Raw genomic sequence first — 18,449 nt, 5'->3', positions numbered from 1 at the left:
GTCTCAGACCTACAATGAAAGACTGAGCCACCGTTCATCTGCCTATGACCGTTTCCGCCGACGAGCTGCAAAATCACGGAATTCCTGAGCGCCTAGCCAAGCATACAGTCCGCTACGCCGACCACCGCTCGGTGAACCCGGATGACCTAACGCCGATGATGCGTCACTACGTGCAGGCAAAGGAGGAAAATCCCCATGCCCTGCTGCTGTACCGAGTAGGGGACTTTTTTGAAACTTTCTTCCAAGACGCCATCACCATTGCCCGCGAGCTAGAGCTGGTGCTGACCAGCAAAGACGCAGGTAAAGCGATTGGCCGGGTGCCCCTAGCGGGCATTCCCCACCACGCCCTCGATCGCTACTGCATTCAGCTTGTCGAAAAGGGCTTTGCCGTGGCGATTTGCGACCAGGTGGAAAATCCGGCGGAAGCTCAGGGGCTGGTGAAGCGGGAAGTCACCCGCGTCATCACCCCCGGTACGGTGCTGGAGGAAGGAATGCTCAGCGCCCGCCAGAACAATTTCTTGGCGGCGGTGGTGATTTCAGGCAATCATTGGGGCTTGGCCTACGCCGATGTCTCCACCGGAGAATTTTTGACCGCTCAGGCCAGCGATTTAGAACAGCTTACCCAGGAGCTGATGCGGCTCCAGCCTGCCGAGGTGCTGCTGCCCACTAATGCCCCCGATCTGGGTATGCTGCTGCGTCCGGGCCAGTCTTCCGATCTGCTACCGGCCTGTCTGCCTGCTCAGTTTTGCTACACCCTGCGATCGCAGGCTCCCTTTGTCCACAGTGAAGCTAAACAGCGCTTGCTGGAACGGTTTCGGCTGCGATCGCTAGAAGGCTTTGGCTGCGAACACCTGCCGCTGGCGGTGCGGGCTGCGGGGGGACTGGTGGAGTATTTGGAAGAGACTCAGAAAGCCACGCAGGCTCCCCTGCAGCCTCTCTGTACCTATACCCTCTCGGAATACCTGGTGATCGACCACCAGACCCGCCGCAATCTAGAAATTACCCAAACTGCCCGCGATGGCACCTTTAGCGGTTCCCTGCTGTGGGCCTTAGATCGCACTGTGACGGCGATGGGAGGACGGGCGCTGCGCCGCTGGCTGCTGCAGCCGCTGTTGGGACTCGACGGCATTCAGGCCCGCCAGTCTACGATTCAAGAGCTGCTAGATGACGGCAACCTGCGCCAGATTCTGCAGCAGTTGCTTAAGCAAATTTACGACCTAGAACGTCTGGCCGGACGGGCCGGATCGGGGACTGCCAACGGGCGCGACCTGGTGGCTCTAGCCGACTCCTTTGAAAAGCTGCCGGATCTAGCCGCGATCGCGGCCAAGGCGGCTTCTGCCTACCTCAAAGCCGTCCAGTCCGTGCCGCCGGAGCTAGAAACTCTGGGCCAAAAACTGCGATCGCACCTAGTAGAAACGCCGCCCCTTTATCTCACGGAAGGCAACCTGATTCGCCCCGGCGTCAATGAGCAGCTTGATGAACTGCGGCAGCAGGTGGAGGCTGACCAGCAGTGGATTGCTAATTTGGAAGTGACCGAGCGCGATCGCAGCGGCATCTCCAATCTAAAAGTCGGCTTCAACAAAGCCTTCGGCTACTACATCAGCATTTCCCGCGCCAAAGCCGACCAGGCCCCTGACGACTATATCCGCAAGCAAACCCTCACCAACGAAGAACGCTACATCACGCCCGAACTCAAAGAACGGGAAAACCGCATCCTCACCGCCCGTGAAGCCTTGCAAAAGCTAGAGTACGAAATCTTCGTGCAGCTCCGGGAAGAGGTGAGTCACCACGTAGACCTGATCCGCAAAGTCGCCCGCGCCGTCGCCGCCGTCGATGTCCTAGCCGGACTGGCAGAAGTGGCGATCGCCAAAGACTACTGCCGCCCGGAGATGGTTGAAGGTCGAGAAATTCTGATTAACTCCGGTCGGCACCCCGTCGTAGAGCAGATTTTGCCAGCCGGATTCTTCGTGCCGAATTCGACAGGGTTGGGAGGTGGGGAAGGTAGAGGCGGTGGGGGAGATAGGGAAGGTAGGGAAGGTAGGGAAGGTAGGGAAGGTAGAGGAGATGATGTCAGCAGCACTTCCTCAGCCCCTCCATCTTCCTCACCTTCCTCACCCCCTCCACCTTCCTCACCCGACCTCATCATCCTCACCGGCCCCAACGCCAGCGGCAAAAGCTGCTACCTGCGGCAGGTGGGACTAATTCAGCTCATGGCTCAGGTGGGAAGCTATGTACCGGCGCAGTCAGCGCGGCTGGGAATTTGCGATCGCATTTTTACCCGCGTCGGGGCGGTAGACGATTTGGCGACGGGGCAGTCCACATTCATGGTGGAGATGAACGAGACGGCCAACATTTTGAATCACGCCACGCCGCGATCGCTGGTGCTGCTGGATGAAATTGGCCGGGGCACGGCAACCTTTGATGGCCTATCGATTGCCTGGGCGGTAGCGGAACATCTCGCTAGTGAAATTCAGGCCCGCACAATTTTTGCGACCCACTACCACGAGCTCAATGAGCTAGCGGGCATTTTGGCCAACGTGGCTAACTACCAGGTGATGGTGAAGGAAATGCCGGATCAGATTATTTTCCTGCACCGGGTACAGCCGGGGGGGGCGAGTCGTTCCTACGGCATTGAGGCGGGACGGCTGGCGGGACTGCCGCTTACGGTGATTCGGCGGGCGCAGCAGGTGATGGGCCAGATTGAGAAGCACAGCAAGATTGCGGTAGGTCTGCGCAAGAGTCACCGCAGCCAGCCGCGCCGCGATAACGGCAATGGTAAATCAGCAGTCAGCGAAACCCCAATCGAGCAACTGGATATTTTTGGTTAGGTCGTGGGGGCACGGGAGTCTAGCACGGCTAAATCCTTACTGCTTCCCTTCAAATTGCTGATACCAGATGAGGTTGCCCAGAACGGTGATGGCTAAGGTAACGCCGCCTCCGGCGATCGCCAGCATGGGATCATAGCCGCCGCGACTGAGGTTGGTCATCCACAGGTGGGTTTGCTCTGAGCCGACTAGCCAGTCCGCTGCCGCTGGAAAAAGATACATCAGGGCTGCGCCCACGATTAGCCAGCCCACCATTGAGACGAGTAGAAAAATAGTTTTGGCGGTGGATTGACTACCCATGAGCGATCGCGCGAAAGAACCTAACTGGCAGATTAGCACGAACGCAAAGCTCTAGCTCCCAGGGGTCTTGCCTCAACGTGAAGCATTTCGCTCACGCTGACAGACCCCTGGGATCTGCGGATGCTACTCGGCCATTGGCGTTTTGATCAGCACCCGCACCACTTCGCCGGGGCTAGTGGTGGGCTGGGGATCGCTCCAGGCCGTAGCTTCGGCGTAGCCTTTGACGTGCATCAGGTGGATGTCGAGCCGGACGGCTTCGGCGTCACCAATCAGCACGTGGCGTACTCGCTTACGCTTGGGAGCGCGTTGGGGAGCAGGCGTAGACGGAATTGAGGACGCCGCCGCGCCCGCATGAGACTCTTGAAACATGATGTTCTGTTTCCTTTTACTTTTGGGTTGAGGAAAACAGAACACGAAAACCCCAGCACACCGCGCGAGATACAAATTCGGTGGCTAGGGTAAACTGACCACTAGCCCGTAATCTGGTCGTCTCAGGTTGCGGGTCAGGTGTCTGTTAGTGGTTGCGACACTAGCAGGCACCGCCGAAGGTCTTCGAGTTCTGCGGTTAACTCGCCGTCGAAACGGCTTAATGTCTGAGGATACGTGTCTGAGCGATCGGCGTCAACCGTGGAGCATATTGCTTTAGCCTACAAGTCAGAAGCGCATCACCGGCTGACGGATTTTGCCGTAGGTTAATAGACTCGAAAAAGTATCAATGAGAGCCAAAAGCAAATAGCTTATCGGTCGTAAGCTTTAGCTCAGGAAAAAGCTTCGACTGAATCGTTTCACCCCGTCGTAGCAGCACTTTTTGATACTCGTTTTCGACAAGCTGGCAAATCGTAATGGTGGGCTGCTTGGGAGTGCCAATGTAGTATTTGCCGCCAATGCCGAGATAGTCAATAATCCAAAATTCTGGAATGCCCAACGCTTCATAATCTTCGTATTTACGGGCATAGTCGTTTTGCCAGTTAGTGCTGACGACTTCAACGACTAATTTGACGGAAGTACCCAAGGTAATCACGGGCTCTCTAGCCCAAAGTGGCTCTTGGGATAAGTTTTGCTCAGTCAGAACAACTACATCAGGCCGAAAGGCACTGGCTGAGCTAAGCGGTTGAATGAGGCATCGATGGGGAATGAAATAGGGCAAATCTAAGCGATCGATCTCAACGTTGAATTTGCGGCTGACGAGAGCAGCGACTTGCTCATGTGGCCCGGTCGGTTCCATTTCGATTAGCTCTCCATCAATGAGCTCATAGCGATCGTTGTCCCCATACTGGACAAGGAATTCGTCGAAGCTGATACCTGTTTGTAAATTTGAGAGAACCATAGTTATAGCGATCGACTACCCGATCGTATCAAGCCAGAAGATTGAACTGCCTGAAGACATGCAGATTGTTCGCTCTACTAGTGTCCATTTTGAGTTCAACTCAGGACAGTTTGGGAAGAGTAGATAACTTCCGTCACATTGGCTGGTAACGTAGCTTCTGTAGAAGCGCAAGGACTATTAGCTTCTGCGAAGCTCGGCGATTTCGATCCCGTTCGTTTAGTCTTTGCGTGGGGTTTATCTGATGATGCTCCAGCTGATGCATCCACAGGGTATCGAGCTTCATCACTTCACCGCGCAAAATGCCGCCCAGCCCGCATTCTCGCTGCCCTGCTGAGCTGCATAATAGCCGGGAACAGAGTGAATTTTGAAATTCTCTGGCTTAAACCCGGCTTCCAGAGCATAGCGCTCAAAATCTTCAAACCTAGAGGAGCCTAAATAGGGTTCCGAATTTGCCCAAACCTCCGTATCGCGGAAATAACGGGCCATTGGTGTCGGCGGTGACAGAAACAGTTTGCTATCGAGATGCACCATGACGCCGCCTGCCTCTAGCAGGCGATAGCTCTCCGCAAACACCTTTTTCCGGGCACCGCAGGGAATCTCATGCATCAGAATATGGCTGACCACCAGGTCAAAAGAATTGGTGGCAAACTTCGTATTTTCAGCATTTTGCTGAGAAAAATGCACCGTTTTTCCTAAAGCGTGGGCGCGGGCGTGAGCATATCGCAATAGGGAAGCGCTGAGGTCAATGGCCCAAATCTCAGCCTCAGGATAGGCCGATACATAGGGCAGGGTGCTGTGACCTACCGAACAGCCCATATCTAAAATTTTGTGGGGCTTGAGCTGCGGGTAGTGCTCAGCTAAAACATGGTGAATGACGGTGTGGCCCAGTTCATCGTTGAGAGAGCCTAACCAGCCTTGGCCATAGAGAAAAACGCCGTGGTCATACAAAGCTCCCGTCCAGAAATCAGCGTCCCCACCGTCCTGCAAGTAGCCCCCCGGCATCCGATGAATGTTTGCTTTCAACTGATGGGCTGGAATCTCCAGGTTTGGGTCCAGTTCTAGGGTGTCCTGAGGTTGAGAGTAGGTGGCAAAGGCTGCCGCTAGGCGATCGCGGTCTTTTTCAATCTCATCTGCCACCTGCTGCCAGAGGCGATCTTGCAGCACCCCACGCTGATGATGAACGGCCTGAATTTCTGCAGATCGATCCAGTTCCTGGCGCAGATGCGGATAGGAAATCTCTTGGTTTTCCGCCTGAGCAAATTTTTCAGACAGCGCTTTTATCTTGCTTTGTAAGGTACCAAAAAGTGTTTGCCGAAACTCCTTGATTTGGTTAGCGAAAAGCTGATCCGCTTGCGGCGCGTGGGCTTGAGGAATCAGCGGATGCCGGGTTTGAGGATAAAGAAATGTCATGGCCTGATACGCTTGACATCTAAAAATCGGTCTAACTTGATCCTACTCACTGAAAATTTATTCAGTCCGCATCTTCTGAAATCTTTGAGCTTGCCACGAAGCTGAAGCAAGTCCCTGGCGGCAGAATATTGGTTTATTTACAGCCAGCAGGCTAGGGGAAACAGCAGGTACTCAATAAAAAACAGCTTCCAAATAAACTGATAAAACGCCGGGTAAGAAATACCTGCAGTGCGTCCCTGCCACGCCACTCGCAAGCTTAATAACCAAAACAGGGCGATCGCCGCCAGATGGGTGACGCTGATAAACCAGCCGTTCACCTCCGCCAGAAACGGCCCCGCCACAATCAGCCCGCCGTAGCACAGGGTTAGCACCCAACGAGCCAGATTAAACACCGCCTTTTGCCCAAGCTGCACCGTGAACGTGGTGATGTTGTAGCGGCGATCGCCCTCAATATCGGGAATATCCTTAAAAATGGCAATGGCAAAGCTAAACACCAAAATAAACAGCGTCAGCGCCCACACCCGCGCCGGGACGCCCAGAGACAAGCTCAGGCGATCGCTGTAATGCAGATACAGCCCCAAATTGACCACCGCTCCCCGCACCGAGAGAATACAAAACGAGGCCCAAAAGGGAAAGCGTTTCAGCCGAATTGGCGGTAGCGAATAGGCAGTGCCAATCAGCAGGCTGATCCCCACCGTAGCTAGCAGAAATGACCCCTGACTCAGGGCGATCGCGATCGCCAGCGCGCCGCAAAACGCTACGATCCCCACCGCCTGCCGCCGGGAAAATTCGCCAGAAGCCAGGGGCAGGTGCGGCTTATTGATGCGATCGATGGCCACATCCTCGATTTGGTTCAGCCCCACAATATAGACATTGCCGAGCAGACAGGCCACCCAGGCCCATAGGGGAACGGGGAGCAGCGTCGCCAAATTCAGCGTGGGCGCAGTGGCCCAGGCGATCGCAAACAGGCCCCAAACGCTGAGGCTGGTGCCAATAATGGTATGGGGGCGGGAAAATTTCCATAGGGCATAGAGCCAAGCCCTAGGGGACTTGAAGAAGTGTAGCTGCGTCCCCGGCGGTAAAGAATCAGACTGCGATCGCATAGAAGCTAGAGAGACAAAACGTACGCCCTCAGATTACCGTGTTCAGGACTCCGATGCTGCCTCGCTAGCGGCCTCAAACTGCGAGCGGCTTTTCATTTCATCAATTTCTAGCAGGCTAATCACAACTGCTGCGATTGGAATTGACAAGAAAACTCCCAGCAATCCCGCTACCCGTGCCCCCACAATCAGGGCAAAAAACATCACTACCGGGTTGATATTCAGGGAATCACTCATCACGTGGGGCAGCAGAATATTCTCTTCCACCTGCTGTAGCAGCACGCACACCACAACTATCTTGAGCGCCAGCCACACGCTCTGAGACAGCATCAGCAGTGCTACCAGGCCAATCCCCAGCGTCGCCCCAATACCGGGAATCAGATCAAACAGTCCGGCAATTACCGCCAGCACCAGCGCAAACGGTACCCCCATCAGCAGAAAGACAATCAGCGTGGAAATGCCAAAGAAAATGGACAGCAACAACCGTCCCCAAAAAAAGCCCAGCAGACTTTGACGCACCACCTGAGTAAATTCTTGCCGTCGATGCATTGGCAACATTTTCAAGGCCCAGTGCCAAATCCGCGCCCCGTCCAGCATCATAAACAGCGTTACGACGGCAATCAAAATAGCGTTGATAAAATTGGCTAAAGCCCCTTGCAGGAGAGCGAGTCCGGTGCCAAATAGGGCGATCGCCTGCTCCCTAAACTGCTCTCCTAACGTGGCCAGATCGACGCTGAGATTTCGCGCCTGCAGCATCGCTTCTAACTGCTGCATTGCCGGGGTCAGGGAGTTGAGAAAATCCGCCGTCGTTTCCAGCAGTTTTTGCCCCTGGGACAGTACCGCCAGCCCCATCGTGCTGACAATGCCGAGAATGACAATCAGCGCAATCAGGAAAACAACCGTCACGGCGAGGCCATGAGGCAGAAATCGCTTGAGCCACTGTACGGGGTGATTGAGCAAAAAGGCCAAAATCGTGGATGAGGCAAAAATCACCACCACGATTTCGAAATAATTGAGTAATTCAATGAGCGCCCAGCCACAGGCAAACAGCAACAAAAAACGAAACAGCGCCAGATTGTCGAAGCGCTGCCACCAACTAGGGGAGGAGTCATTCTGTTCCATGCCCCTAATTATCTGGGGCTTTCCCCCTCAATAGCAAGGCTGTCTTGCACCAGCACATAGGGCTGAATAATCAAAGCCTTCAAGCGCTTGCTGGCATTGCCGTTCCACTCGGTAAGCTGCTCTGGTGTCGGTTTGGCAATTACCTGTTCGCCAATCCAGCGCTGCACGGCGGCGACATTATCTGTGGCGATCGCGACCCCAACTTCCACCATATCCATCTGCGGCGTCACCACAATCACCGCGTCCCGCTTAGCATGGGGAATCAAGTCGCTCCAAATAGCAGGCTCTACCATTTCGGCCAGTTCTAGTTTTAAGTCCTGAGTCATGGGTTTAAGTTCGTGAGCAAAAGCGGCTAGCGGCCCAAGTCGTGGAGCTGATGAATGGCTTCGGTGCACTGCTGGGTGACGCTTTGGAGCTGCTGGCGATCGGTGGAGGTGGGCGGCGCAATGACTGAGCCGATGCGAATCGTCAGCGGTACCGGGCGGGGCCAGGAACTACCTTTGAGGATGCGGTGGGTTCCCCAGAGACTGACGGGCAAAATTGGCGCCTGTGCCTTGGCGGCAATTAGGGCCGCGCCTAGCTTCGGTGAGTCAATCCGGCCATCGACCGTGCGGGTACCCTGCAAGAAAACGCCCACGGCCCAGCCCTGTTCAAGCTGTTTTAGGGCGGCGCGAATGGCACTGCGATCGGCAGAGCCGCGCTTCACCGGGTAGGCCCCATAGAGCTGAATTGCCTGACTTAAAACCGGCACCTTAAACAGCTCCTCTTTGGCCATGTAAGACACGGGCCGTCGCACACAGTTCGACAAAATGGGGGGGTCAAAGTCGCTGGCGTGGTTAGCCACCACAATCAGTGGCCCTTGGCGAGGGACCTGTTCTGCTCCGTAGATCCGTCCGCGAAAATAAGCGTGCAGCACCGGGCTGACTACCAGCCATTTAAACAGGTAGTAGAGCAGGAGGCTAGCAACGGGTTCGCGCGATCTGCCCATATCAGCCAATTTGGGCAACGCTGCTGATATTTTCGAGCTGCAGCCCCTTACAGGTGCGCTTAATCAGTCCGGTCAAGACATTGCCGGGACCCACCTCCACCACGCGCTCAATGCCCCCTTCTGACATGGCCAAGGAAATTTCGCGCCAGCGTACCGGACCCGTTATCTGCTGGGAAAGGCGCTGCTTCAGCGTAGCGGCCTCGATACTCGGTGTTGGATCAACATTTGACAATACGGGCACCTGGGCCTGCCTAAACTCAATCGCGTCTAGCACCTCTTGAAACTCCCTGGCAGCAGGTGCCATCAGCGGCGAGTGAAAAGCGCCGCTAACGTTGAGCTTAACTGCCCGCTTGGTTTTGATTCCCTGCATCACTGCCTCTACCGCCGCAGGCGTTCCTGAAATCACTACCTGACTGGGATTGTTGTCATTGGCTAAGACAACCCCCTCCGTAGCGGCGACCTTTGCCTCTAGCTCAGCGCGATCGAAGCCTATCAGGGCCGCCATCGTCCCCTCTGACGCCTGAGACATGAGATCGCTCCGCCGCTTCACTAAGCGTAGCCCTGCCGCAAAATCAAACACGCCAGCGGCATAGAGGGCCGCGTACTCGCCTAGGCTATGACCGGCGACCCAGTCCGGCTGCTGCCCCTGAGCCTTGAGAAAATCTGTCAGCAGGCTCTCGATTACGTAGAGACAGGGCTGGGTGTAGAGCGTATTGGAGACTTTGTCGTTCTCGTCCTGGCAAACTGCCAGCACTGACCAGCCTAGAATTTCCTGGGCCTGGTCGAGTTTGGCTTTGGCTTCTGGGCGATCGCCCAGGTCAGCCCCCATCCCCACTTTTTGGGAACCTTGTCCTGGAAACACCCACGCGGTCTTGGTCATTTCTTTTTAATCAACAGTCCACACCTCACTTTCTCAACAAATGGGATTTTAGAAAAGTCTTAAGATTTCCCTTTATGGTGTCTCAGTAGAGTAAGCGCAGTAATTCAAGCATGAGCCAGATTATTTTAGTCACCGGGCCAACCCGTTCCGGCAAAAGCGAATGGGCCGAAACTTTAGCCCAGCGATCGGAAAAGCAGGTAATCTATGTCGCCACGGCCCAAAACTATCCAGATGATGCTGACTGGCAGACCCGGCTGGAACAGCATCGTCAGCGGCGTCCGCTGGACTGGGAACTGCGGGAAGTACCGATCGCCCTTTTGGATGTTTTGGAGGAGGCTAAGGCCAATGAGTGCCTGCTGATTGACTCTCTCGGCACCTGGATCACCAACTGCCTCGAACTGCCGGACGGAGAATGGAGCATTGTGCAGCAGGCGTTTATCCAAAGCCTACAGAGTACGCTAGCAGAGGTGATTTTAGTGGCGGAAGAAACCGGCTGGGGCGTGATTCCGGCTCATGCGGTGGGGCGCAGCTTCCGCGATCGCTTGGGGGATCTTACCCGCGCGGTGGCCGCGATCGCTTCGGCTTCCTATCTAGCGGTAGCGGGCTATGCCGTGGAGCTACAGACAATTGGCCTCAAAATTGAGCCTTAGAGAAGGCAAATTCTATAGCGAATCTTAAGTTTGCGGCGGCAGATACTTGAAACAGCTAAGGACGATGTTTTCAACCCGTTGGCTCGAAGGAGTAGCGTTAGGATGGAGCTAGGTGTTAATGTCAATTTTCTTTCGCCATTGACGGCAACAGGAATTTTAAGCTTATGGCTTCACAGCAAGAAGTACGGGAATATCTGGCTTACTGGTTTCAGCTAGGCAAGCCTGTCATTGTCGGCCCCAGTGCCAATGCCTGCCTGCCGCAGCCTATCTACAATGGCGATCGCTACAGTGAGGCATTTGAGTCCTGCTGGCAGCAGATTCTAGCTGGCGATGGCAAGGATGCCTATATTCAGGGCACCGATCAGAGTATTGCCGAACTGCTCAGCGATGCCTGGGAGCTATCGTCCTGTGCTCGCTGTAGTATGCCCATTCCTATGCGAGCTGTTGGAATTTCTGATCATCCCTGCCCCTGCAACGATCTCTCGACCTGGCCCAACAGCGACATTCCAGCGCCGCGTTCGGCAGTCGATACCCCTTCTCATCTGAAAAATATTCGCCATCGGCTGGCTCAGTCCCATCTAGAAGCTGACTACGCTAACAGCCCTGACTACCCCAAGGTTCGACAAGCTCAAGAAGAGACGACGGAAGGCTGGGGGCTTGACGCTCTTTCTTCTAATCGCGGCACGTCAAACGTGAAGAAGTCATGAGCCATGACGGTGTTGGGAAAAATTGCCCGCGCTTCGCTCAGTAAGTCCTCTAGCTGAATGGCGTTGCCGGGAGCGTAGCGGGGGCTAAAGTGGGTCATGATCAGCCGCTGAGCCTGTGCCGCTAAAGCTACCTGCGCCGCCATTGTGGAGGTGGAGTGGAGCCGCTGGTAGGCCAGTTCAGCATCCTGGTGGGAAAAAGTGGCTTCATGAATTAGCACGTCAGCCTGCTCGGCCAGCTCTACGGCCTGCTCGCAAAAGATGGTGTCTGTGCAGTAGGCCAGCTTGCGCCCCGGCAGCGGTGGGCCACACAGCTCAGAGCCGTGAATCCGGCGACCATTGGGCAGCTCTACCAGTTCGCCCCGCTTTAGCCGACCGTAGATTGGCCCCGGTGGAATTCCTAAAGCTGCCGCTCTTTTGACATCAAACCGACCGGGACGATCTTTTTCTACAATCCGATAGCCAAAGGCGGGAACTCGGTGCTCTAAGCGATCGCAGTGAACCGTAAATTCCTCATCTTCAAACACTTTCCCCGGCTCCACCGTATGCACTCGCACCGGATAGGAAAAGTGAGTCTGGGAGTAGCGGCGACAGGCTTGCAAATACTCGTTCAGCTTGGGCGGACCGTAGATATCGACCCGCTGCTGCTGAGCGTTTCCGGCAAGGCCGCAGGTGGCTAGCAGCCCCATCAGCCCAAAAATATGATCGCCATGCATGTGGGTGACAAAGATGCGGCGAATCTGGCTGGCCTTGAACTCGCTGCGCAAAAACTGATGCTGCGTACCCTCGCCGCAGTCAAACAGCCACACCTCTGCCCGCTGGGGCAGGCGCAGGGCAATGCTAGAGACGTTGCGCGATCGCGTCGGCACGCCCGAACTGGTCCCTAAAAACGTAATTTGCAAAACTTTCTCAAAATGCTAGAGCTTCTTAGCCTATCTTGACACGGGTGAGGGGGGAGTGGGGCAGGGATGAGGCAGGTAAGGAAGATGGGGCAGACAAGGCGTCGCTTTGGCAAAGTCTGTTTGGCTTTTTGCTCGTAATCTACTGCCTCTGATGGGTCGATGAGCGAAAGCGATCGATCGGGATTACGGAGACATCCAGATCAACCGAGGTATTCAGTTCTTCTTCTAAAAAGCTGTGTAAAACATCGATATCCTGACCTGAAATGCTGTTGGAAGGGGCGGAGATTTCTAGCTCAACGGCCAGTCCGCGACCGGGCTGCCGCTGCACCGTCAAATTTTCAATATCGACATTGTTGAGCGTGGAGGTGCGCTGCCGCACGAGTTGGTTAAGCCTGGCCCGCGTCCGCTCTTTAATCACTAAATCGCGAAAGGAAAATCCCAGGGGCAAGCCCAGCAGCGCTAAGACCAACACTGAAACCGTGAGTCCCCGCTGGGCTCGATTGAGCGAGCCGTAGTTTTGGGCCAAAAAGACCAGGGCACCGCAGAAAATGACGCTGGCTAGGTTGGTGAGAAATAGCAGAGTTGAGCCAACGGCGACGGTTCTAGACCAGGAGGCAATGCCGATGCCAATGACGCTGAGGGGAGGCACTAGGGCCACGGCGATCGCCACTCCCGGCAAAGCATCTGAAATATGCTTGCGGGCCTTGGCATAGGCGCCAGCAGCGCCAGCCGCTAGAGCTACCCCCAAGTCAATTAGGGTGGGCTGCATTCGCACCTGCACCTCGGTGGTGAGCGTGTCTAGGCCCACTAGGTAGGTGATCAGCATGGCCGTTAGCACGTTCAGCAACACCCCCGTCACCATCGAAAAGCTGGCCCGCTTCAGCAGACGGCGGTTGCCCATCGCCACGGCAAAGGCCATGCCAATGATCGGCCCCATCAGCGGTGCCACGATCATGGCGCCAATAATCGTGGCGCTGCTGTTGGCGAGCAGGCCGAGGGTGGCAATCACCCCCGACAGGAACATCAGCATGTAATAGTTGACTGAAGGCTCGGCCCAGCGCCATAGCTCCCGGTTGAGAGTCACTACGGGCAGCGGCTTCGTTTTCAGCCAGACCCAGTCGCCCTGATTGCTCTCAGTTAAACCCCACAACTGCCGCCGCAGACGAACTAGGCGACGACGCCAACGATAGCTCAGCTTCATTTGGTTTCAGAACTGTGTCCCAGACTTGCTAGACAGCTTTAGCCGACTAGCAGGCCCTATGGACAAGCATAAAGGTGCCTGCAAATTATTAGCTACCTTTGTCTCGTTGCCTAAGCCGCCAAGTGGGTTTGGACAGCAGTAACCAAGCGATCTGTCCAGCTCTGAGCCATCGCAGCATCAGCCGCTTCTACCATGACTCGAATTACGGGTTCTGTGCCCGAAGCGCGGACTAAGACCCGCCCTTGGTCGCCCATTGCGGCTTCTGCCTGAGCGATCGCCTGTTGCAGACGCTCATGGGTGTGCCAGTTCAACCGGCGATCGCGGTCTTCTACCCGCACATTCTTGAGCAGTTGTGGATAGGGCTGGAAGCTCTGATCCACCAGCTCAGACAGGGTGCCGCCAGAGCGGTTGACCAAATTTGCCAGGTGCAGCGCCGTCAGGATGCCGTCTCCGGTCATGCTGTAGTGATGGCAGAGAATATGGCCCGACTGTTCGCCGCCCAGCTTCGCGCCCCGCTGCAGCATTTCGGCGTGGACGTGCTGATCGCCTACTTTGGTGCGAATGAGCTGACCGCCAAGCTGCTGCCAGGCCCGCTCAAACCCCAAATTCGCCATCACGGTGGAGACAATCGTATTTTCTGGCAGCTGCTCGGTTTGATGCAGGGTTTGGCCCCAAAAGTAGAGAATGTAGTCACCATCGACGACCCGGCCCTGGGCATCCACGGCAATCACCCGGTCGGCATCCCCGTCAAAGGCAAAGCCCAGATCGGCCTGATGGTTTTGCACTGCCGCCTTGAGCGGATCTAGATGGGTGGAGCCGCAGCCGACATTGATGCGATCGCCGTCGGGCGTCCCGTGTAAGCTAATAATCTCAGCCCCCGTGCGACAAAAAACCGGCTCAGCTACGCGGGTTGCTGCCCCCCAGGCCATATCTAAAACAATCCGCATGCCGCTGAGATTGAGGGCTGCTGGTAGGGGTGACTGTAAAAAGGCCGCGTACTGCTCCACGAGTTCTGGGCGGAAGTGATGCTGGCCCCACTGGTTATTCTGCACCTCAGCGAAGGGGCTGCACTGTCCCTGGCGCAGTGCCTGCTCAATTTGAGCCTGAATCATCCCTGAGAGCTTAGTACCATCGGGGGCAAAGAACTTGATACCATTGTCAGCAGGGGGGTTATGGCTGGCTGAAATCATAATGCCGCCAACGGCCTGACAGGTGCAGGTCAAGTAGGCCACCGCTGCCGTCGGGCAGAGCCCTAAATTCCAAACCTCCAGTCCGGCTGCAGTCAGGCCCGCAGACAGCGCCATTGCTAGCATATCGCTGGAATTGCGCGAATCCTGGCCCACAATGATCGGACCAGACAGCAGGGTCTGCCCCTGCAGCACCTGTCCGGCCCAGAAGCCGATCTGCAGTGCCAGCGGAGCCGTCAGCAAATCGCCAGCGCGTCCTCGAATACCGTCAGTCCCAAAAAGAGAGGCTTGGGGTAGCTCTAATAGCGGCCAGCCCAGTCCCTGAGGCGACCTAGGGGCAGCACTGTCTCGTCCCAACACAGGAACTGCTGCCCGCAGAGGGGAAGTTACCATAAAACTTTTTCACTCCTACACCACACTCACTCACAGTGGAGAATAGCATCTCCTTTTTACAATTTGTTTACAATCTTGTGCCAGTTAAGTCTAGTGTCTAATGACTCATTTTTCCGATCGCACCCCGTTTGAGGCCCTACCGCCTGCTTTTCAACAGGGGGTGGAGCAGTTTAATAGCGGTCAGTTTTATGCCTGCCATGACACCCTAGAAGCCCTGTGGATGGAAGCAGATACCTACGTCAAACCCTTTTATCAAGGGATTTTGCAGATAGCCGTTGCCTTCTATCATTTGGGCAATAGCAACTGGCAAGGGGCCGCTATTTTGCTGGGAGAAGGGACTAACCGCCTGTACCCGTTTGAACCCAGCCATGGCGGCGTTGATGTGGAAAATCTAATCGACCAGAGCCAAAGCTGGCTATCTACTTTGCAAAAAGTTGGAATTGGAGGGGTTGACAGTTTAGCGACAGCCGTGAATCAGAACGACCAGGCAGCAATGACGGCGATCGCAGGGTGCGAGCTGAAGCTGCCGCAAATCCGGGCGGTATCTTAGAAAGCTTTCAAAGGAAATTTTAGAAATCCAGAAAATTCCATGTCAAAAGAGAAAAAACTCTGGCTGATTAAAGGCATTGGCGGTCTGCTCTGTGTGGGTTTTGGCCTTAGTCTGTTTGGCGAAGCCCTGGCCCAGAAAATTGCTGGCGGCGGCTGGTTCTGGTTGGGCACCGCTAGCCTAGGGGTGTTTAACTTCGGTCTCTGCCTCATGTTTGACAGCCACAATCACCAGCTACGACTTTCCCAGCAGCAGTCAGACCGCCAAAGCTCCTAGGCCCAATTTTTTCATGTTTTTTTCGATCCAAATTAGTCCGGTGTCCTTCTGGCTCAGCCTGCTGGTTGTGGTTTTGCCAGCAGCAGGCTGCCAGAACGTCACCCTAGACAGCTCGGATGAGCTAACTGCCAGCTCTGAAGTGCAGCCGCTAGCAGACTTTGACAATACGCAAACGGCGATCGCGGCCTATCAGACCCAGATTGAAGCCAATCCCGATAATGCTGAGGCTTACTGGCAGCTGGGCCAGGCTTATGCCAAATCACAGCAGCCGGCCAAAGCCGCCGATACCTTTCGCCAAGTCGTTCGCCTAGAGCCAGACAACGTGGATGCCTTTTTTCAGCTAGGGCTAGCCTACAAGCGCCAGCGCAACTTCAATGACGCGGTGACAGCCTTCAACCGGGTGCTCCAGCTCGATGCTGACTATCCAGAAGCGCGATCGCAGCTCAATGAGTCCCTTTACAGGCTGCGGCAGCGAGATGCCTCTGGCGGTAACTGAGCGCAACCTGGGAAAAGTCTGCTTTTAGAGACAGGGCAAGACCCGTCGCCGCGTTTTATCATGCCCAGAGAAATTAGGGATTTTAAGCGGTGCCACAGGACACGTTGACGGAGCAGCTCGGCCTATTTAGTCCAGAAACGGTTCCGGCCTGGGGCTGGTCAGGAACGGTCTCAGACTTTTTGCAACTGGAAATTACCGCTTGGCTCCAGGCTTTGGGGCGCAGCTATCAGACTCTTTATCAGCAGCAGGCCACTCAGACTCAGCAGCAGGCTTGGGCCGACAGCGGCGAAATTATGCAGGCCCAGCTCAGCCAGGTTGTGGCTCAGCGTCCTGCCGCTGCCGGGTGGACGCTGGTATTTGAGTACGAACTGCCCCGCGAGGGCGGTCGCCGCCCTGATTTAGTGATTTTGGCGGCGGGTCAGATTTTGGTGGTTGAATTTAAGCAAAAAACGGCGGCGATCGCTGCCGATCTAGACCAGGTAGCTGCCTACGTTCGGGATCTAGCTGAATATCACAGTGGCTCTCGCCAGCATCCGCTAACGCCAATCCTAGTCCCGACTCGTCGAACGGAGACTCTTAGTCAGCAGGTAGAAAGTGTTCAGGTACTCTCTCCCAGCGCGATCGCTGAGTATTTAGTAGGTTTAGAGACGCGATCGCCCGCCGTTGATCCCCAAGCCTGGCTTACTGCTGAGTACCAGCCCTTGCCTAGCGTCGTGCAGGCCGCCCAGCAGATTTTTCAGCACGAGCCCTTGCCTAATATTCGCCGTGCTCGCAGCGCCCGCATTCCCGAACTGCTGGATTATCTCAATCAGTTAGTCCAACAGGCTCAGGCCCAACAGGAACGACATCTAGTGCTGATTACGGGGGTGCCCGGCGCTGGAAAAACCCTGGTGGGTCTGCAGTTTGTCTATCAAAATCCGCTCCAGTCCGAGCAGGATAAGACGGCGGTGCTGCTCTCCGGCAATGCGCCGCTAATTCAGGTGCTGCAGTATGCTCTCAAGAGCCGTGTCTTTGTCCAGGGCATTCGCAATTTTTATCTCCAGCATCAGGTCCGCCGCCAAACCGCGCCGCCAGAGCACATCATTGTGTTTGATGAAGCTCAGCGAGCCTGGGATGCCGAGCGTATGAGCGAGAAATATGGCATTGAAGCAGCGGCGGCGGGCGCAGTTCTGACTATTGCTGAGCGCATCCCGGACTGGTGTGTCGTCCTGGGGCTGATTGGGGAAGGTCAAGAAATTCACGTGGGCGAGGAAGAAGGCACTGAACAGTGGAATGTAGCTTTAGAGCAGGCTCAGCAGCCCTGGCAGGTACACTGTTCCTCGCAGCAGGCTGAATACTTTGAGGCGCTGTCATCTAACCAGCTCTACACCGATGATCTATTCAACTTATCAACTTCGCTGCGATCGCACCTAGCCAAGGACGTCCAAACTTGGGCTGCCCATCTTCTCAGCGGCAATCTTACAGCGGCGGCGGCCCTGATGCCCGCGATCGCGGCTGCAGGGTTTGACGCCTACCTCACCCGCGACTTAGAAGTGGCTAAACAATACTGCCGCGATCGCTATCAGGATCAGCCCCAGAAGCGCTACGGCCTGATGGCCTCCTCCCGTGCCCGCAACCTACCTGACTACGGCATCCGCAACGATTATCTTGCGACCCAGCGGCTCAAGGTCGGCCCTTGGTACATCGACCCACCCGACTCGCCCCTTTCCTGCTGCGCCTTAGAGCGCGTTGTCACCGAGTTTAGCTGCCAAGGCTTGGAGCTAGACTTTCCCATCATCGGTTGGGGCGATGACTTGCTCTGGAACGGCCAAGCCTGGATTACCCGCACCCGCCAGCGCAACGTCAAAGACCCGCTGCGCCTGCGCCGCAACAGCTACCGTGTCTTGCTCACCCGCGGTCGAGACGGACTTGTCATTTTTGTCCCCCCAGATCCTAAAATGGAGTCTACATACCAGGCACTAAAGGAATCAGGGGTGCGATCGCTTTAGAGCAGCTTGTCTATACTCGTAAAATGGCTAATTCAATGAATGGGGATGTTGATCTATTGCATCTCTGATCTTGACCTGACAAGATCCTAAATGCTTAGATACTGCTCAGCTAGTTTTGCAGTAAAAGTCCCGTGGAGGGGCTAAATCTCACAA

19 protein-coding genes are annotated in these 18,449 nt (G+C 55.6%); 7 read left to right on the top strand and 12 right to left on the bottom strand.

Annotated features, from left to right (window positions below; genetic code table 11):
• Nucleotides 1-44 precede the first annotated feature (44 nt).
• Entirely contained in the window at nucleotides 45-2,828 is a 2,784-nt protein-coding gene (mutS, locus tag QJQ48_RS08830) for a DNA mismatch repair protein MutS (protein WP_346290850.1), read from the top strand.
• Between the two features lie 36 nt (nucleotides 2,829-2,864).
• Here mutS and QJQ48_RS08825 read toward each other — a convergent pair whose 3' ends face one another.
• The 9 genes from QJQ48_RS08825 to fabD all read right to left on the bottom strand — a co-directional run bounded on the left by QJQ48_RS08825 (nucleotide 2,865) and on the right by fabD (nucleotide 9,952).
• Nucleotides 2,865-3,125: a hypothetical protein gene (locus tag QJQ48_RS08825; RefSeq protein ID WP_346290849.1), complete on the bottom strand. Its 261-nt coding sequence runs from the start codon at nucleotides 3,123-3,125 to the stop codon at nucleotides 2,865-2,867.
• Nucleotides 3,126-3,248: 123 nt separating this feature from the next.
• A complete protein-coding gene (locus QJQ48_RS08820; RefSeq protein ID WP_346290848.1) occupies nucleotides 3,249-3,494 on the bottom strand; it encodes a hypothetical protein in 246 nt (81 codons plus the stop codon).
• Between the two features lie 343 nt (nucleotides 3,495-3,837).
• Entirely contained in the window at nucleotides 3,838-4,452 is a 615-nt protein-coding gene (locus QJQ48_RS08815; protein WP_346290847.1) for a Uma2 family endonuclease, read from the bottom strand.
• A 282-nt stretch (nucleotides 4,453-4,734) separates the two neighbouring features.
• Entirely contained in the window at nucleotides 4,735-5,862 is a 1,128-nt protein-coding gene (locus QJQ48_RS08810; protein WP_346290846.1) for a class I SAM-dependent methyltransferase, read from the bottom strand.
• Between the two features lie 137 nt (nucleotides 5,863-5,999).
• Nucleotides 6,000-6,965: a homogentisate phytyltransferase gene (locus QJQ48_RS08805; RefSeq protein ID WP_346290845.1), complete on the bottom strand. Its 966-nt coding sequence runs from the start codon at nucleotides 6,963-6,965 to the stop codon at nucleotides 6,000-6,002.
• Nucleotides 6,966-7,007: 42 nt separating this feature from the next.
• Entirely contained in the window at nucleotides 7,008-8,084 is a 1,077-nt protein-coding gene (locus QJQ48_RS08800; protein ID WP_346290844.1) for an AI-2E family transporter, read from the bottom strand.
• Nucleotides 8,085-8,092: 8 nt separating this feature from the next.
• On the bottom strand, nucleotides 8,093-8,410 hold the full coding sequence (locus QJQ48_RS08795) for a DUF2288 domain-containing protein (RefSeq protein ID WP_346290843.1): 318 nt from the start codon (nucleotides 8,408-8,410) through the stop codon (nucleotides 8,093-8,095).
• A gap of 26 nt (nucleotides 8,411-8,436) precedes the next feature.
• Nucleotides 8,437-9,072: a lysophospholipid acyltransferase family protein gene (locus QJQ48_RS08790; protein WP_346290912.1), complete on the bottom strand. Its 636-nt coding sequence runs from the start codon at nucleotides 9,070-9,072 to the stop codon at nucleotides 8,437-8,439.
• Between the two features lies 1 nt (nucleotide 9,073).
• Nucleotides 9,074-9,952, bottom strand: a complete 879-nt coding sequence (fabD, locus tag QJQ48_RS08785) for an ACP S-malonyltransferase (protein WP_346290842.1) — start codon at nucleotides 9,950-9,952, stop codon at nucleotides 9,074-9,076.
• A gap of 110 nt (nucleotides 9,953-10,062) precedes the next feature.
• Here fabD and cobU point away from each other — a divergent pair, with 110 nt between their 5' ends.
• Both cobU and QJQ48_RS08775 read left to right on the top strand, forming a co-directional pair.
• Entirely contained in the window at nucleotides 10,063-10,602 is a 540-nt protein-coding gene (gene cobU / locus QJQ48_RS08780; RefSeq protein WP_346290841.1) for a bifunctional adenosylcobinamide kinase/adenosylcobinamide-phosphate guanylyltransferase, read from the top strand.
• Nucleotides 10,603-10,766: 164 nt separating this feature from the next.
• Entirely contained in the window at nucleotides 10,767-11,309 is a 543-nt protein-coding gene (locus QJQ48_RS08775; RefSeq protein WP_346290840.1) for a hypothetical protein, read from the top strand.
• Here QJQ48_RS08775 and QJQ48_RS08770 read toward each other — a convergent pair.
• From QJQ48_RS08770 to glmM, 3 genes are all read right to left on the bottom strand, one after another.
• Complete coding sequence (locus tag QJQ48_RS08770; RefSeq protein WP_346290839.1) at nucleotides 11,231-12,208, bottom strand: ribonuclease Z; 978 nt, start codon at nucleotides 12,206-12,208, stop codon at nucleotides 11,231-11,233. The two genes, QJQ48_RS08775 and QJQ48_RS08770, sit on opposite strands and share 79 nt — an antisense overlap.
• Nucleotides 12,209-12,347: 139 nt before the next feature.
• Nucleotides 12,348-13,409 (bottom strand): DUF389 domain-containing protein, encoded by a 1,062-nt coding sequence (locus tag QJQ48_RS08765; protein WP_346290838.1) that lies wholly within the window; start codon nucleotides 13,407-13,409, stop codon nucleotides 12,348-12,350.
• Between the two features lie 110 nt (nucleotides 13,410-13,519).
• Entirely contained in the window at nucleotides 13,520-14,989 is a 1,470-nt protein-coding gene (gene glmM, locus QJQ48_RS08760; protein WP_346290837.1) for a phosphoglucosamine mutase, read from the bottom strand.
• Nucleotides 14,990-15,089: 100 nt separating this feature from the next.
• On the opposite strand from glmM, the gene QJQ48_RS08755 reads away from it, so the two are divergent.
• The 4 genes from QJQ48_RS08755 to QJQ48_RS08740 all read left to right on the top strand — a co-directional run bounded on the left by QJQ48_RS08755 (nucleotide 15,090) and on the right by QJQ48_RS08740 (nucleotide 18,296).
• Nucleotides 15,090-15,539: a DUF309 domain-containing protein gene (locus QJQ48_RS08755; protein WP_346290836.1), complete on the top strand. Its 450-nt coding sequence runs from the start codon at nucleotides 15,090-15,092 to the stop codon at nucleotides 15,537-15,539.
• Between the two features lie 39 nt (nucleotides 15,540-15,578).
• Nucleotides 15,579-15,812, top strand: a complete 234-nt coding sequence (locus QJQ48_RS08750; RefSeq protein ID WP_346290835.1) for a hypothetical protein — start codon at nucleotides 15,579-15,581, stop codon at nucleotides 15,810-15,812.
• Nucleotides 15,813-15,825: 13 nt separating this feature from the next.
• The gene (locus tag QJQ48_RS08745; protein ID WP_346290834.1) at nucleotides 15,826-16,308 is read left to right on the top strand and encodes a tetratricopeptide repeat protein; all 483 of its coding nucleotides are present in this window, start codon (nucleotides 15,826-15,828) and stop codon (nucleotides 16,306-16,308) included.
• Nucleotides 16,309-16,397: 89 nt separating this feature from the next.
• Nucleotides 16,398-18,296, top strand: coding sequence for a DNA/RNA helicase domain-containing protein (locus tag QJQ48_RS08740; RefSeq protein WP_346290833.1), 1,899 nt, complete (start codon nucleotides 16,398-16,400; stop codon nucleotides 18,294-18,296).
• Nucleotides 18,297-18,449: the final 153 nt, after the last annotated feature.

It is taken from the genome of Sphaerothrix gracilis Ecp01, from assembly GCF_030405905.1.
Taxonomy (GTDB): domain Bacteria; phylum Cyanobacteriota; class Cyanobacteriia; order Phormidesmidales; family Phormidesmidaceae; genus Sphaerothrix; species Sphaerothrix gracilis.
The sequence above is the reverse complement of the archived record's forward strand: the minus strand, read 5'-3'. Positions and strand labels throughout refer to the sequence as shown.